Below are 16,138 nucleotides of genomic sequence, written 5' to 3'. Positions count from 1 at the left end.
ATGGCGTGTCAGTACGAATCCACCCCAGCATCCTCGCCGCCGACTTCGCGCACCTCGCCGACGATCTCGAGAGGATCCGCACGGCGGATCTCATCCACTTCGACGTGATGGACTACCACTTCGTGCCGAACCTCTCGTTCGGCATGCCGTTGTTCGAGTCGGTCTCCGCGAACTCGCCGCTGCCCATCGACGTGCACCTCATGATCAGCGACCCGCTGCGCTGGGCGCCGGGCTATGCCGAGGCGGGAGCGGCGTCGGTGACGTTCCACGCCGAGGCCACCGAGTCGCCCGTCGAGGTCGCCAAGGCGATCCGTGCCGCCGGGGCCCGCGTGGGGCTCGCCATCAAGCCGGGCACCGGCATCGACGACTACCTCGAGCTGCTGCCCGAGATCGACATGGTGCTCGTCATGACGGTCGAGCCGGGCTTCGGCGGCCAGTCGTTCATGCCCGAGACCATGCCGAAGCTCGCGCGGCTGCGCGAGGCCGTCGACGCCTCCGGGCTCGAGGTGCGCGTGCAGGTCGACGGGGGCATCGACGAGCGCACCATCTCCATCGCCGCCGAGCACGGTGCCGACACCTTCGTCGCCGGCTCGAGCGTGTTCGGTGCGGAGAGCGCCGCCGACCAGATCGCCCTGCTGCGCGAGACCGCGAGCGCCCACCGCCACTGACGCGCGGGCGCGCACAGGCGCCGCCCCGCGTCCCGCCCCGCACCCCGCGCTACATCGTGCGCAGCAGCTCCGCCAGTGAGTTGTCGGTGACGAGGGTGGTGCCGAGCCCGGCGTTGATCACGGCGTGCACCGCCTCGGCCTTCGACTCGCCGCCCGCGATGAGCACGAGCTCGGGAATGGTGCGCAGCACCTCGATGCCGGTGGCCATCGACCTGTCCTGCAGGTCGGGCAGCACGGTGCCGTCGTGCTTGATGAGGGTGGCGAGCACCTCGGCGGCGACGCCCTTGCCCACGAGCGCCTCGCGCTCGTGCAGCGGCAGGCTCGCCATCATCTGCGAATCGGGCGGGTCCCAACTGCCCACCGCGACCGCGGCCACCGTGATCGACTCGAACAGCTTCATCGCGGCGGCCACGCCGGGCTGGGTGCTGAGGCTCTTCTTGGTGAGCGCATCCTGCACCACCAGCGGCACGAACAGCGGGTAGGCCTGACCGCCGCCGACCTCGCTGATCTTGCGCACCAGCTCGAGCGAGTTCTCGGCGACCGAACCCACCATGCCGCCCATCTGCACCACGAGCGAGCGTGGCAGCTCGGTGAGCTCCTGCGACATCGCGCTCAGGGTGCGCCCCCAGCCGATGCCGAGCACGTCGGTCTCGGTCACGAGCTCGCTCAGCACGGCGGCGGCGCCGCGGCCGACCGCCTGACGGATGCCGGCTGCCGTGCGCTCCTCCTCGGGTACGTCGATCACGATCACGCGGCGCAGTCCGAAGCGCTTACGCAGTTCCTCCGACAGTTCGGCGTCGAAGGAGTTGGGGGTCGCGATCTCGAACTTCACGATGCCCTCGCGCACGCTCTGCTCGAGCAGGCGGGCGACCTTGAACCGCGACAGGCCCATCTCGTCGGCGATCTCCGACTTGGTGCTGCCGTCGATGTAGAAACGGCGCGCCACAGTCGCGGCGAGGATCGCCGCACCGGGACTCAGCGTTGACGGCACGCAGCCCATCCTAGGGCGTGGGTTCCACAGAAGAGCGCGCTCATTTGAGCGGCGTGTTTGACAGATGTGCAGCACCGTGCTCATACTGATGGCCGGTACACCGCCGTGCGAGAAGGAAGCTGGAATGACCCTCACCCCTGAGACCACCGCCGTGATCGAGGCAGGCCGCCAGCAGATCCGTGTGGAGACGGAGGCGCTCGCCGACGTGCTCGACCAGATCGACGAGCGCTTCGTGCGCGTCGCCTCGCTGCTGCAGTCGATGACCGGCAAGGTCGTCATGACGGGCTCCGGCACCTCGGGCTTCATCGCCCGCCGCTCCGCCCACCTCTTCTCGGTGTCGGGCACTCCCGCCTTCTTCCTCAACCCGGGCGACGGCCTGCACGGCTCGATGGGCGCCGTGGAGGGCGACGACGTGATGATCGCGCTGTCGAAGGGCGGCTCCTCCTCGGAGCTCAACGACCTGGTGGCACGCGTCAAAGACGTGGGCACCCGCGTGGTCGCCCTCACGGCGAACGCCGCGTCGCCGCTCGGCGAGCTCGCCGACATCACCGTCGAGATCCGCAACTACCCCGCCGCCGACCCCGGCAACCTGCTCGCCATGGGTTCGACCCTCGCGCACAGCGCCTGGCTCGACGCGCTCGCGGTCGTGCTCATGCGAGCGCGTGCCGTGAGCTGGGAGCGCGTGCACTTCACCCACCCCGGTGGCGCGGTGGGCCTGCTCGCGCAGCTCCCCGACCAGCTCGACGGCCTCGTCATCCCCGAGCTCGGGCACGAGCTCGAGTCGGCGGGCGCGCCCGCGGCCACGACCGAGCCCGCGGAGAGCCGCTGACCATGCCCGTCGTCGCCGGGGTCGACTCCTCGACCCAATCCACCACCGTCGTGCTGCGCGACGCCGACACCGGAGCCACCCTCGGCTCCGGGCGGGCGCCGCACACGCCGACGTTCCCGCCGGTGAGCGAGCAGAACCCCGCCGAGTGGTGGGCCGCCACCATCGCCGCGTTCGCCGCTGCACGCGCCGCCGCCGGTGTGGTGCCCGACGACATCGTCGCCGTGAGCGTCGCCGCGCAGTGCCACGGTCTCGTGCCGCTCGACGCGCGCGGCCAGGTCATCCGCCCCGCGAAGCTGTGGAACGACACCACCGCCGCGGGCGAGATCGCCGAGCTCACCGCCCGTCTCGGCGGCGACGCCTGGACCGACCGCGTCGGCACCCTCCCCCCACCCTCCTTCACCATCGGCAAGCTGGCCTGGCTGAAGGCGCACGAGCCCGAGAACTTCGCGGCCCTCGCCACCGTGCTGCTGCCGCACGACTACCTCACCTGGCGTCTCACCGGCGGCCCCGCCGGCGGTCGCGCGGTCACCGACCGCTCCGACGCCAGCGGCACCGGCTACTACAGCGCACCCGAGGGCCGCTACCTCACCGAGGTGCTCGAGCTCATCGACGCCGACAAGAACTGGGCGGCCATGCTGCCCGACGTTCTCGGGCCTTCCGAGCACGCCGGCACCGTTCCCGCCGCGGTCGCCACCGAACTCGGGGTGCGAACGGATGCGGTGGTCGGCGCGGGCGCGGGCGACCAGCACGCCAGCGCGGTCGGCCTCGGCATCGCACCCGGCGAGCTCGCCTACGTGCTCGGCACCTCGGGGGTGGTCTTCACCACGAGCGAGTTCCCCGTCTTCGACCATACCGGCATCGTCAACTCGGTCGCCGACGCCACGGGCGCCTACCTCCCGCTCATCTGCACCCTCAACGCCGCCAAGGTCACCGACACGGTCGCCCGTCTGCTCGGCGTCGACCACGCCGAGCTCGAGCGCCTCGCGCTCTCGGCCGAGCGCGAGGCGGAGCGACCGGTGCTGGTGAGCTTCCTCGACGGCGAGCGCACGCCCAACCGGCCCGCCGCGCGGGGACTGCTCGCCGGGCTGTCGAACGACACCTCGCGCGAAGACCTGGCGCTCGCCGCCTACGAGGGTGTCGTGCTGGGCATGGAGCGCGGCGAGCGCCGCATGGCCGCGATGGGCCTCGCCCTCGACGGCCGCCTGCTCGTGACCGGAGGCGGGGCCGCCTCCGCGGCCTACCGCCAGATCGTCGCCGACGTCACCGGCCGCCCGGTCGAGATCACCGACGCCGCCGACGCGGTCGCCGCCGGGGCCGCCGTTCAGGCGGCCGCGGTGGTGCGCGGCGCCGACATCCGCACCGTGCGCTCCGAGTGGGCGCCCGCATCCCGAGTCGTCGCCGAACCCCAGGGCGTCGACTACCGCCAGGTCCGTGAGCGCTACACCCGCGCCGCCGACATCACCGAGCTCGACGGAGCGTTCTGATGACCGATTCCGGTTCCCTCACCCGCAAGCCAGCCACCACCACGAAAGGGGGCCCCGTGAAGAAGCGTCGCGTGCCCGACGAAGCCGGCATCTTCATGGTGCTGGTCGCCGTGCTGCTGGTGTTCAGCATCCTGTCGCCGAACTTCCGCACCATCGACAACGGCTTTACGCTGCTCGTCAACGGCACGGTCATCGGCTTCCTCGCCCTCGGCCAGACCTTCGTACTGCTCACCGGCGGCATCGACCTCTCCACCGGCGCGAACATCGCGATGTCGGGTGTGCTCGTGGCGCTCGTCATGCAGGCGGGTGTGCCGTGGCCGGCCGCGGTGCTCATCGCCCTCCTCGCTGCGACCTCGCTCGGTGTGCTGAACGGTGCGCTCATCCACTTCGTGCGCATCCCGCCGTTCATCGCGACGTTCTCGACGCAGGGTGTCGCGCTCGCCATCCCGCTCATCATCACGGGGGCGAACTCCATCCAGGTGCGCGACATCGGCTTCAGCTGGATCGGCCAGGGCCGCATCGCGGGCGTGCCGCTCCCCGTGCTCCTGCTGCTCGTCGCCGCCGTCATCGCCGGACTGTGGCTGCGCATGACCCGCCAGGGCGTTCACGTCTACGCCCTCGGCGGCAACAAGAACGCCGCGCGCCTCGCCGGTGTGAACATCGCTCGCACCACCATCCTCGTCTACGCCATCTCGGGCTTCTGCGGCGGCATGGGCGGCATGATCGTGACCAGCCGCCTGATGGTGGGCTTCCCCGCCACCGGAACCGGCAACGAGCTGTTCTACTCCATCGCCGCGGCGGTGGTGGGCGGCATCTCGCTGTTCGGCGGTGTCGGCACCGTGCTCGGCGCCATGATCGGCGCGGTGCTCATCGCCGCCGTCTCGAACGGCATGAACGTGCTGAGCGTGCAGAGCTACTGGCAGTCGCTCGTCATCGGCGTGATCATCCTCGTCGGCGTCTCCTTCGACACGCTGCGTCGCTCGCGCGCCGGGAAGCCCGTCTTCGCCAAGCGTCAGGCGGCACCCGCCGTCACGCCCCCACCCTCCACCACCTCCACCACCACATCCTGAATCACACCAACGAGAGGAACATCATGATCAAGAGGAAGGCACTCGGCGCCGTCGCCGTAGGAGTCCTGGCTCTCAGCCTCGCCGCGTGCAGCAATGCCGCCACCGGCGACGGCGCGGGAAGCTCCACCGACGAGGCGGGCTCGCTGCCCGCGTCGTGCTCGAACGACAACCCCACCATCGGTGTGGCGCTGCCCAACACCATCAACCCGTACTACATCGCCATGCAGGAGGGTTTCGAAGACACCGCGAAAGACCTCGGCTACACGGTCGACATCGCCATCGCGAACGACAGCGAGAGCGACCAGCTCGCGCAGATCGACGCGTTCGTGCAGAAGGGTGTGTGCGCCATCGCGCTCAACGCCGTGAACTCCGACACCGGTGTGTCCAGCGTGCGGGCCGCGAACGCGGCGAACATCCCCGTGTTCTCGGTGAACGTCACCATCGACCCCGAGGGCTTGAAGAACCAGAACGCCACGATCGTGCAGTACGTCGGCGCCGACCAGACCGCGGGCGGCACGCAGCTCGGCGAGGTGGCCATCAAGGATCTCGGCACCGAGACCCCGCTGGTGGTCGGCATCCTCGGCGAGCCGTCGCAGATCCCCACCAACCAGCGCGACGAGGGCTTCATCGAGGCGCTCAAGGCGAACCCGAACACCACGATCCTGCCGACCCTCGACACCAACGTCGACCCGGCCGTCTCGCTCCAGGTGACCGGTGAGCTGCTGCAGGGCAACCCGAACGTCAACGTGATCTTCGGCGACACCGGCCCCGCCGTGGTCGGCGCCCTGCAGGCCATCAAGGAGGCCGGCAAGCAAGACCAGATCAAGGTCTACGGCTTCTGCGCCGCCGACACCCCGCTCGAGGGCGAGTACGTGGCCTGCGCCGCGCAGGAGCCCTACGAGTACGCCAAGATCGTGCTCGAGAACGTGCAGAGCTACCTCGCCGGCGACGACGTGCCGGCCGAGATCCTGCAGCCGCTGAAGATCTACACCACCGGCCAGGAGGTCGGCGCGAAGGAATTCGGCTAAGCCGCACCGCCCGTGACGGTGGCCGGGCCGGGGCCCGCTCGGCCCGGCCGCCGTCGCATCAGCACCACCCGCATCCGTGACCGAACGGATGCTCGCACCACCCGCATCCGCACCCCACCGAAGGAGACCGCTCATGACCGGCGAAGGACTGCTCGTCGACGGCATCTCGAAGAGCTACGGGCCGACGAAGGCGCTCACCGACGTGAGCCTCGCCATCAGGCCCGGCCAGGTGACGGCCCTCATCGGCCACAACGGTGCGGGCAAGTCGACCCTGCTGCGGTCGCTCTCGGGGGCCGAGGTGCCCGACCAGGGCAGCATCCGCATCGACGGCCGGGCGCAGGAGTTCCACGGGCCCCGCGACGCCTCCTCCGCGGGCATCGCCTGCGTGTACCAGGAGCTGTCGCTGGTCGACCAGCTCACCGTGGCCCAGAACATCTTCCTCGGGCAGGAGCAGGTGTCGGGGGGTGTGCTCTCGCGTCGCGAGATGAACCGCACCGCCGACCGGCTCTGCGCCGAGTACGGCATCGACGCCCGTTCCACCGACCTGGTCTCGGCCCTGCCCGTCGCGCAGCGCCAGATGGTGGAGGTGGCGCGCGCCATCAACCAGAACGCGAAGTACCTGCTGCTCGACGAGCCCACGACCGCGCTCGAGCAGGAGCAGGTCGACCACCTGCTCGCCATCGTGCGCCGGCTCGTCGACGAGCAGGGCATCGGCGTGCTGCTCGTCGACCACAAGCTCGACGAGGTGTTCGCCGTCGCCGACCACATCGTGGGTCTCTCGGGCGGCACGATCGTGCTCGACGGATCGGTGAAAGACGTCGACCGCGCCGCCGTCATCGAGGCGATCGTGGGCGACCACGGCCCCGTCGACACCGCTGCCGTCGCCGCCATCGTGGGCGAGGGCGTGGGGGAGACCCCGCTCGACGACGTGCGGGTGGTGACCGAGGCCGAGCGCGCCCGCGAGTTCGGCGCTCCGGTGCTCGAGGCCGTCGGCGTCTCGGGCAACAACCTCCACGGCATCGATCTCACGGTGCACGCGGGCGAGATCCTCGGCATCTACGGGCTCGTCGGCTCGGGCCGCACCCGTTTCCTCCGCACCGTCTACGGCGCGTTCCCGCTCGGCTCTGGACAGCTGCGTCTGCTCGGCGAGGACTACAAGCCCCGCAACCCCGCCCAGGCCATCAAGGCCGGCGTCGCCTTCCTCAGCGAGGAGCGCAAGTTCGACGGCTTCGTACCGCAGATGTCGTCGGTCGAGAACGTCGTGCTGCCGGTGCTCGGCAAGTACATCCGCGGCGGGCTGCTGCGCTGGCGTGCCCTCAAGGGCTCGGCCGACGACGTGCTGGCCCGGGTCACCATCCGCGGTGAGGTGTCGGCGCCCATCACCTCGCTCTCGGGCGGCAACCAGCAGAAGGCGCTGTTCGCCAGGGCGACGCTCCAGGCGCCGTTGCTCCTGCTGCTTGACGAACCGACGAAGGGTGTCGACATCGGGGCCAAGCGCGAGATCTACGGCATCATCCGCGCGCTCGCGTCGGAGAAGAACGTCGCGGTGATCGTGGTGTCCTCCGAGGAGGAGGAGCTGACCGAGCTGGCCGACTCCATCGCGGTGTTCCGCTCGGGCTCGTGCGACGGCGTGGTCTACCCGCGGGCCTCGGTGAGCGCGGCGCAGCTGCGCGAGCTGGCGTGGGCCGATGCCTCGCCCGTGCCGCAGGGGTAAACACTCCGTTCAACCTTGCTGTACACTCATGCTCATCGCAGCGTCGCGGTCGGGCCCTCCCGGTCGACGGGCGCTGCCTCCGCTCGAGCAAGGAGTGCGCATGACCACCTCCCGCCCCGTCCCCGCGCCCGGCCACATGGGCGTCGACTACGAGGAGCGTGTCGACTTCGACCGCCTGCGGCGCTACCGCATCGACCGCGCCAAGGCCGCCCTGGAGTCGAGCGACTGCGGCGCACTGCTCCTGTTCGACTTCTACAACATCCGCTACACCACGAGCACCTGGATCGGCGGCGCCCTCGGCGACAAGATGATCCGCTACTGCCTGCTCACGCGTGACCGGGAGCCCGTGCTCTGGGACTTCGGGTCGGCGGTCAAGCACCACAAGCTGCACTCGAAGTGGCTGCCCGACGAGAACTGGCGGGCCGGGTTCCTCGGCTTCCGGGGCGCCGTCGCGCCCGACGCCGGGCTGATGGCGTCGGCCGTCACCGAGATCAAGGCGCTCCTCGCCGAGGCGGGGGTGGCGGATGCCCCGGTCGGCGTCGACATCGTCGAGCCGCCGTTCCTGTTCGAGATGCAGCGGCAGGGCCTCTCGGTGGTCGACGCCCAGCAGCTGATGCTCGACGCGCGGGTGATCAAGTCGAACGACGAGATCGTGCTGCTCAACCAGGCGGCGGCCATGGTCGACGGGGTGTACCAGGAGATCGTCGACGTGCTGAAGCCCGGCATCCGAGAGAACGAGATCGTGGCGCTGGCGAACAAGCGGCTGTACGAGCTCGGCTCCGACCAGGTCGAGGCGGTCAACGCCATCTCGGGCGAGCGCTGCAACCCGCACCCGCACAACTTCACCGACCGCATCATCAGGCCGGGCGACCAGGCCTTCTTCGACATCATCCACTCCTTCAACGGGTACCGCACCTGCTACTACCGCACCTTCGGGGTGGGCAGCGCCACCACGGCGCAGCGCGACGCCTACAAGCGCGCCCGCGAGTGGATGGACCGCGGCATCGAAGGCATCCGCCCTGGAGCCGGTACCGACCAGATCGCGGCACTGCTGCCGAAGGCGACCGAGTTCGGCTTCGAGACCGAGATGGAGGCCTTCGGGTTGCAGTTCGCGCACGGCCTCGGCCTCGGTCTCCACGAGCGGCCGATCATCTCGCGGTTGAACAGCCTCGAGAACCCGGTGGAGCTGCAGGCGGGCATGGTGTTCGCGCTCGAGACCTACTGCCCGGCCTCCGACGGCATCTCGGCGGCGCGCATCGAGGAGGAGATCGTCGTCACTGACGACGGGCCGGTGGTGCTCACGAAGTTCCCGGCGCAGGAACTGTTCGTGGCGAACGAGTACTGAGCGGGAGGGGTCGGATGTCACGCACAGACGCCTTGCAGGGGCTCGAGGTCGCCTGGGTGGGGCTCGGTCGCATGGGCGGGGCGATGGCCGCGCGGCTGCTCGCGAGCGGGGCTGAGCTCGCGGTGTGGAACCGCACGCCGGAACGAGCGGATGCGCTGGTCGCGGCGGGCGCACGGAGGTTGCGATCGCTGGGAGACGCCGGCACCTGCGACGTCGTGTTCTCGATGGTGCTCGACGACGCGGCCCTCGACTCGTTGCACGACCCGGAACGGGGATTGTTCTCGGGCGAGGGGGAGGCGCCGGATACGGACGCGGGCGCCGTCGGCGGGCGCGGCCGCGTCTGGATCGACGGTTCCACCGTGTCGCCCGCGGCGTCGGAGCGGGCCGCCGCCGCTGCGGCCGAGGCGGGGTGGGCGTTCGTGGCGGCGCCGATCAGCGGCAACCCCTCCGTGGTCGAGGCGGGTCAGGCGATCTTCGCGATCTCGGGCGACGACGCGGGTCTCGAGGTCGCCGAGGCCATCGGGCTCGCCATCGGGCGGGCCGTGCACCGCGTCGGGTCGCGAGCCGAAGCATCCGTCATCAAGCTCTGCGTGAACGCCCTGCTCTCAGTGACGATGCAGTCGCTCGCCGAGGTCGCCGTGCTGGCCGACCGCGCCGGCGTCTCACGCGCGTCGCTGATGGAGTTCCTCAACGACAGCGCCATCGGCTCGCCGTTCACCCGGTACAAGACGGCACCGGTCGTCACCCTCGACTTCCCGCCCGCCTTCACGCCGGAGGGTCAGCGCAAGGACGTCAGGCTCGCCTTGGAGCTGGCGCGAGAGCTCGAGGTGCCGCTGCCGGTGCTCGCCACCACCGAGGTGGCCTACTCGAGCCTCGTCTCGGGCGGGCTCGGCGAGGGCAAGGACTTCGCCGCCCTGATTCTCGAGGTGGCGCGCGACGCGGGTCACGAGTTGCGACCGGAGGAACTGAGATGACGATTCCCGAGACCATGCGAGCCGCCGTCTACCACGGTCGCCGCGACATCCGCTTCGAGGAGGTGCCGGTGCCCTCGCCGGGGCCGGGCGAACTGCTCATCGAGGTCGGCACCGTGGGGGTGTGCGGCTCCGACGTGGGGGAGTGGGCGCACGGGCCGCACCAGCATCCCGTCGACGCCCCGCATCCCGCGACCGGCCACCACGGCCCCATCATTCCCGGGCACGAGTTCTCCGGCGTCGTCGTGGGTCTCGGCGAGGGGGTCGACGAGCGCTGGCGGGGGTCGTCGATCGCCTCCTGCGGCTCGGTCGCCTGCGGCCGGTGCCCTGCGTGCCTGCGCGGCGAGACGAACCTGTGCCGGAGCTACGCGGGGGTGGGGCTGCACCGAGACGGGGCACTTGCCGGCTACGTGACCGCGCCGATCGAGTGCTGCCTCGCCCTCGACGAGGCGGGGGTCTCGCTCGACGAGGCGGCTCTCGTGCAGCCCATGTCGATCGCCGTGCACAACGTGGCCCGGGCAGGAGACGTCGACGGGCAGACCGTGCTGCTGCAGGGCGTCGGCGGCATCGGTGCGTTCCTCGTCTGCGCGCTCGTCGACGCCGGGGCGCGGGTCGTCGCCACGGACAGGGATGCCGAGCGGCTCGCCATCGCGACGCAGCTGGGCGCCCACGAGACCGTGCTCGTGACGGGCGACGCCGTCGCCGACCGCGAGGGCATCGTCGCGGCGGTGGGCGACGACGAGCTGCGGGTGGTGTTCGAGGTGAGCGGATCGCGGCCCGGGGTGCTGTCCGCCCTCGACCTCGCCCCGCGCGGCAGCCGCATCGTGCTGGTGGGAATCCAGAAGGCGCCGGTCGAGATCGACCTGGCCCGCTTCACCCTCGACGAGAAGGTGCTCATCGGCACCAACGCGCTCGTGCGCGAGACCGACTTCCCGCGCGCGCTCGCGCTCATCGCGAGCCGGCGCGACTGGGAGGTCATCGCGCCCCGGGTGGTGCCGCTCGAGCAGCTCGTCGACGAGGCGCTGCTGCCGATGAGCGAGGGGCGTCCGCGCGCCGTGAAGACGCTCATCGACCCGCGCGCCGTCGCGGCGCGGTCTCTCGTCGGCCGCGAGGAGTCACCGGCGTTCAGCCCTGCTGTCGCAGATTGAGATTCGACACCAATTCGTGACCGAAATTGATCGACATAACTGAACACATCGTGTAGTAATTATGAACAGCGTCATCGGGGACGCTGATCCACACATCACTGGGAGTTGCAATGAGGCAATCGACATCGCGTCTCGTACGCGTGGCAGCAGCAATCGGACTGACGGCGGTGATGGGCTTTGGGCTCGCCGCCTGCTCGTCTGACGGCACCAGCGCGGGGGGTGGATCGACCAGCGCCGCGGGCGAGGGAACGGGTTCGCTGAACGGCGACGGCAAGACCATCGTCATGTTCATGCCCTCCACCGCCACCATCTACCAGTCCGACGAGGCGGCCTCGGTGAAGGCGGAGGCCGAGAAGCTCGGCTACGAGGTCAAGATCTTCGAGAACAAGACCGACCAGACCGAGCAGGACCAGCAGGTGCAGCAGTTCATCGCCACCGGCGAGGTACCCGCGGCCTTCGTCTGGTGGCCCTCCAACTCGCAGGCGGGCATCAACTCGAGCCGTCTGCTCTCGCAGATCGCGCCCGTCTTCCAGGTGAACCAGTCGGTGCTGCCGGAGGGCGAGGACTACATCACCGCCTACGCCGGCGTGCGCGCCTACGGCATCGGCGAGACCGCGGGCGAGATGCTCAAGGCGGCGCGCGAAGACGCGCTCGCCGCGGGCAAGCAGCTGCACTCCGAGGAGGGCAACCTCATCGAGATCACCTTCCCCGCCGGCTACCAGTCGGGCATCGACCGCCACGACGGCATGCTCGCCGCCACCGAGGACGAGCCGTTCGACCTCCTCGCCAGCGAGCCGACCGCCGCGGGCTTCGACTCGCAGGCCGCGTTCGACATCGCCAGCCAGGTCATCCCGAAGTTCTCCTCCGAGGGCATCGACTTCGTGTTCGCCCAGAACCTGTCGATGGCCGCCGGCGTGGTGACCGCTCTCGAGCAGAACGGCCTCACCCCGGGTGAGGACGTCTGGGTCATCGCGGGCAACGACGCCGGTGACAAGACGCCGCTGAAGAACGGCAAGGTCTACAGCGCGGTCATCCAGTCGCCGGTCGTCGAGGGCAAGCTCATCATCCAGACCGTGGCGAAGTACCTCGCCTCGGGTGAGGTCACCGACGAGGTCGTCAACCTCGAGCTGGAGCCGGCCGAGCCCGAGCTCACCGCCGACCCGCCGGCGAAGACCACCTACATGCCCAACCCGCCCATCCGGCTCGCCGACATCGACGGCTTCGAGTTCTGGGGCCTCGGCTACGAGCAGCTCGGCAGCCAGTAGCACCCGCCGGGATGCGCCCGGCCCCGAGGGCCTGGCGCATCCCGCACACCCGGCGCACCGGAGGGAAGGAAGGAACCCCATGGCTGACGGCACCCCCGCCGCCCCCGCGCGGCTCGTCGCGACCGGCCTGAGCAAGCGCTACGGCGCCGTGCAGGCGCTCGCCGACGTCGACTTCGATCTGCAGCCGGGCGAGGTGGTCGCCCTGCTCGGCGAGAACGGCGCAGGCAAGAGCACCCTGGTGAAGGTGCTCTCCGGCCTCGTGACGCCCGACACCGGCACCATCACGATGGACGGGGAGGCGGTGAACATCTCCTCGAGCGCCCGCTCGCAGGCGGCCGGCATCGCGGTGGTGCAGCAGGAGTACAGCACCGTCGGCGCCCTCTCCGTCGCCGAGAACCTCGTGCTCGGCAAGGCGAACTCGCCCTTCCTCTGGACCAGGGGGCGCCTGCGCTCCGAGGCCCAGGCGCTGCTCGGCGAGGTGGGGCTCGGGCACATCGACCCCTCCACCAAGGTCGAGGAGCTCTCGGTCGCCGAGATGCAGCTGCTCGAGGTGGCCAGGGTGCTCGCCCGCGAGGCACGGGTCGTCATCTTCGACGAACCCACCGCCGCGCTCTCCGACGCGGAGACCGAGAAGGTGCTCGCCGTCGTGCGGGGGCTCGCCGCGAAGGGCATCAGCATCGTCTACGTCACCCACCGCCTCCCCGAGGTGTTCGCCATCGCCGACCGGGTGAGCATCTTCCGCAACGGCCGGAGCCTGCCGAGCGTCGCCATCGGCGACATCGACGTGGCCGGCATCATTCAGATGATGCTCGGGCGCACCCTCGAGACCATGTACCCGGAGCGCAAGCCGGTCGCCGGCGACGAGCGGCTGGTGCTGCGCGAGGTCGTCATCTCGGGGCTCAGCGCGCCGGTGTCGCTGAGCGCGCGCCGGGGTGAGATCCTCGGCCTCACCGGCCAGCTCGGTTCGGGCGCCGACCTGGTGGTGAAGGCGCTCGCCAGCGAGACCCCCATCCTCGGGGGAGTAGTGGAGGTCGACGGGTCGCCGCTCAAGGCGAAAGACCGATCGAAGGGCCTGGCCGACGGCATCACCTACTGCTCGCCCGACCGCAAGCGCAGCGGCATCTTCGCCGGCCTGTCGATCGTGCGCAACCTCTCGTCGTCGTGGCTGTCGTCGGTGGCCACCGCGGGCACGGTGAGCACCCGGCGTGAGCGCACCGCCGCGGAGGCGCTGGCGTCGGCGTTCGCCATCGACAGCAAGCGCCTCGGCTCGAGCGTCGGCAAGCTCTCGGGCGGCAACCAGCAGAAGGTCGCCCTGGCCAAGTGGCTCGGCAACAACCCGACGCTCTTCCTGGTGGAGGAGCCCACGCGCGGGGTCGACGTCGGAGCGCGCTCCGACATCTACGCGAAGCTGCGCGGTCTCTGCGAGCAGGGGATGACCGTGGTCGTCTCGAGCTCCGACACGAATGAGATCCACGGCCTCTGCGACACCATCGCCACCTTCTACCACGGCGAGATGGTGGGCGTGGGTCCGGCCGATGACTGGACGGAGGACGCCCTCGTGGCGGCCGTCATGAACAGGAGCGAGAAGTGACCCTGCAGACCGACACGGCGTCGCTGTCGGCGACGACCGCCCCGCCGGCGCCCTCGCGGCGCGCGGCCGAGTTCGTGATCAGGTGGTCGCTGCCCCTGATCCTCCTGGTGACGCTGGTGATCGCCACCGCCACCACGCCCGGGTTCCTGTCGTTCGAGAACCTCCGCGGCATCCTCATCAACACCTCCGTCATCGGCATCGCCGCCGTGGGCCTCACTCCGGTGACCCTCTCGGGCAACCTGGTCTCGCTCGCGGTGACCCAGCAGGCGATGCTCGCGGCCGTGGTGTTCTTCCCCCTCCTCGCGGTGGGCGTGCCGTTGCCCCTCGCGATCATCCTGGTCATCCTCATCCTCGCGGCGACCGGGTTCGCCCAGGGGGCGTTCGTGGCCCTCGGCCTCAACCCCATGATCACGACGCTGGCGGCGGGGGCGATCATCTTCGGCCTCGCCACACTCGCCACCGCAGGCCGCGTGGTCTCGGCGCCGGAGGTCGACACCAGGTGGATCGCGTTGGCCAGCCCCCTCGGGCTGCCGCTGCCGATCTACATCTTCGTGGGTTTCACCATCCTCACGACCTTCTTCATCGACCGCACCGTCACCGGGCGAAAGATCTCGCTCGCCGGGGCGAACCGCGAGACGGCGCGGCTCAGCGGCGTCTCGTTCCGGGCCGCCACCATCGCCGCCTTCGTGGTGCTCGGCATCGGCACCGCCATCTCGGGCATCGTCGTGGCGGCGCAGGCGGGCCAGGCCACCACGCTCGACCTGCCGACGCTCACCTCGAACGTCATCGCCGCCGTGCTGGTGGGCGGCACCGCCATCCAGGGCGGCTTCGGCTCGCCGCTGCGATCGGCCCTCGGCGCTCTCATGATCGCCATCTTCAGCCAGGTCATGCTGCTGCACGACTTCCCGCACGGCGTGCGGCTCGCCGCGGTGGGCCTGCTCGTGGTCGTCATGGTCTCCGTCCTCCACGTCATCCGAAAGAAGGCGATCTGATGCGCGGCGCACTCGCCACCACCGCCCGGGAGTACGGTCTGCGGATCGCGATTCTCGTGGCCGTCATCGTGACGTTCCTCGTCATCTCGAAGAGCTTCGCCGGGCCCTCCTCGGTCTACGCGGTGCTCGAGTCGTTCGCCTTCGTCGGCATCGTCGCCCTCGGCCTCTCGGTCACCATGATCGCCGGCGAGCTCGACCTCTCGGTCGCGTCGACCGCCGCACTGATGGGCGTCATCGCCATCGAGGTCGCGCAGTTCGGCCTGGTCGTCGCCATCGTCGTGGCCGTGGCGGGCGGGGCGCTGCTCGGGGCGCTGCAGGGCTGGCTCATCGCCCGGCTCGGCATCAACTCGCTGGTGTTCACCGCGGGCAGCCTCATCGCCATCCGCGGCTTCGCCTACATCGCGAGCAACAACACGCCGGTGGTGCTCACCGACTTCGCCATCTCCGACCCGCTGCACACCCGGTTCGCGACGTTCTTCTCGCCGTCGAGCGTCATCGCCATCATCGCCTTCGTCGTCGTCGGCCTCTTCCTGGCGTTCACCCGCCCTGGCCGCCACATCTACGCCATCGGCGGCGCACGCACCGAGGCCATCGCCGCGGGGGTGCCCGTCACCAGCTCGATGACGCTGGCGTTCTCGATCTCGGGCGCGACCGCCGGCCTCGCCGGCGCCATCGCGTGCCTGAAGGGCGGCAGCGCCGCACCCGAAGGTTTCCCCGACCTGCTGCTGCTCGCGGTGGGCGCCGCGCTCATCGGCGGCATCGGCCTCTACGGCGGGGTCGGCACCATCTGGCACGTGGTGATCGGTGTGGCCATCACCGGCACACTCACCGCCGGCATGGCGACGCTCGCGGCTCCGTCGTACCTCAGCAACCTGGTGCTCGGCGTGCTGCTCGTGCTGCTCCTCGTCGCCGACTTCTTCATCGCCAAGGCCGTGCGCCGCCGCCGGCTCAGCCGGCTGCGCGAGATCGTGGCCACCGACGGGGAGGTGCCCGCTGAGGCCCTTGTCACGACCGGCCGCTAGAGTCGTCACGAATCGACGAC

At 70.3% G+C, this 16,138-nt stretch carries 14 protein-coding genes and 1 pseudogene; 14 read left to right on the top strand and 1 reads right to left on the bottom strand.

Annotation, left to right across the window (positions count from 1 at the left end):
* Positions 1–5: 5 nt before the first annotated feature.
* Positions 6–668: a ribulose-phosphate 3-epimerase gene (gene rpe, locus HL652_RS15900; protein WP_171706213.1), complete on the top strand. Its 663-nt coding sequence runs from the start codon at positions 6–8 to the stop codon at positions 666–668.
* 49 nt (positions 669–717) lie between these two features.
* Here rpe and HL652_RS15895 read toward each other — a convergent pair whose 3' ends face one another.
* Positions 718–1,659: a sugar-binding transcriptional regulator gene (locus HL652_RS15895; RefSeq protein ID WP_171706212.1), complete on the bottom strand. Its 942-nt coding sequence runs from the start codon at positions 1,657–1,659 to the stop codon at positions 718–720.
* Positions 1,660–1,783: 124 nt separating this feature from the next.
* Here HL652_RS15895 and HL652_RS15890 point away from each other — a divergent pair, with 124 nt between their 5' ends.
* From HL652_RS15890 to HL652_RS15835, 13 genes and pseudogenes are all read left to right on the top strand, one after another.
* Complete coding sequence (locus tag HL652_RS15890) at positions 1,784–2,488, top strand: KpsF/GutQ family sugar-phosphate isomerase (RefSeq protein WP_171706211.1); 705 nt, start codon at positions 1,784–1,786, stop codon at positions 2,486–2,488.
* Between the two features lie 2 nt (positions 2,489–2,490).
* Complete coding sequence (xylB, locus tag HL652_RS15885) at positions 2,491–3,972, top strand: xylulokinase (protein ID WP_216603911.1); 1,482 nt, start codon at positions 2,491–2,493, stop codon at positions 3,970–3,972.
* Positions 3,972–5,042, top strand: coding sequence for an ABC transporter permease (locus HL652_RS15880; protein WP_171706210.1), 1,071 nt, complete (start codon positions 3,972–3,974; stop codon positions 5,040–5,042). Before xylB ends, HL652_RS15880 begins: the two co-directional genes overlap by 1 nt.
* Positions 5,043–5,065: 23 nt before the next feature.
* Positions 5,066–6,070 carry a substrate-binding domain-containing protein gene (locus HL652_RS15875; protein WP_171706209.1) on the top strand — a complete coding sequence of 335 codons (1,005 nt, stop codon included), beginning with the start codon at positions 5,066–5,068 and terminating at the stop codon, positions 6,068–6,070.
* A gap of 205 nt (positions 6,071–6,275) precedes the next feature.
* A pseudogene (locus HL652_RS22115) lies at positions 6,276–6,653 on the top strand (ATP-binding cassette domain-containing protein); the annotation flags it as partial.
* Positions 6,648–7,784, top strand: a complete 1,137-nt coding sequence (locus HL652_RS15870; protein ID WP_459544694.1) for an ATP-binding cassette domain-containing protein — start codon at positions 6,648–6,650, stop codon at positions 7,782–7,784. The pseudogene HL652_RS22115 and the gene HL652_RS15870, both read left to right, overlap by 6 nt.
* Before the next feature lie 100 nt (positions 7,785–7,884).
* Complete coding sequence (locus HL652_RS15865) at positions 7,885–9,129, top strand: M24 family metallopeptidase (RefSeq protein WP_171706207.1); 1,245 nt, start codon at positions 7,885–7,887, stop codon at positions 9,127–9,129.
* 14 nt (positions 9,130–9,143) lie between these two features.
* Positions 9,144–10,103: an NAD(P)-dependent oxidoreductase gene (locus HL652_RS15860; RefSeq protein WP_171706206.1), complete on the top strand. Its 960-nt coding sequence runs from the start codon at positions 9,144–9,146 to the stop codon at positions 10,101–10,103.
* On the top strand, positions 10,100–11,248 hold the full coding sequence (locus tag HL652_RS15855) for a zinc-dependent alcohol dehydrogenase (protein WP_171706205.1): 1,149 nt from the start codon (positions 10,100–10,102) through the stop codon (positions 11,246–11,248). The genes HL652_RS15860 and HL652_RS15855 overlap by 4 nt, the downstream gene beginning before the upstream one ends.
* A gap of 140 nt (positions 11,249–11,388) precedes the next feature.
* On the top strand, positions 11,389–12,513 hold the full coding sequence (locus tag HL652_RS15850) for a sugar ABC transporter substrate-binding protein (protein ID WP_171706204.1): 1,125 nt from the start codon (positions 11,389–11,391) through the stop codon (positions 12,511–12,513).
* Between the two features lie 79 nt (positions 12,514–12,592).
* Positions 12,593–14,104 carry a sugar ABC transporter ATP-binding protein gene (locus HL652_RS15845; protein WP_171706203.1) on the top strand — a complete coding sequence of 504 codons (1,512 nt, stop codon included), beginning with the start codon at positions 12,593–12,595 and terminating at the stop codon, positions 14,102–14,104.
* Entirely contained in the window at positions 14,101–15,096 is a 996-nt protein-coding gene (locus HL652_RS15840) for an ABC transporter permease (protein WP_171706202.1), read from the top strand. Before HL652_RS15845 ends, HL652_RS15840 begins: the two co-directional genes overlap by 4 nt.
* Positions 15,096–16,118 (top strand): ABC transporter permease, encoded by a 1,023-nt coding sequence (locus HL652_RS15835; protein ID WP_171706201.1) that lies wholly within the window; start codon positions 15,096–15,098, stop codon positions 16,116–16,118. The genes HL652_RS15840 and HL652_RS15835 overlap by 1 nt, the downstream gene beginning before the upstream one ends.
* Positions 16,119–16,138: the final 20 nt, after the last annotated feature.

The sequence above is a fragment of the Herbiconiux sp. SALV-R1 genome (assembly GCF_013113715.1).
GTDB lineage: Bacteria > Actinomycetota > Actinomycetes > Actinomycetales > Microbacteriaceae > Herbiconiux.
Note: the sequence above shows the minus strand (reverse complement) of the source record. Positions and strands in the feature narration are given on the sequence as shown.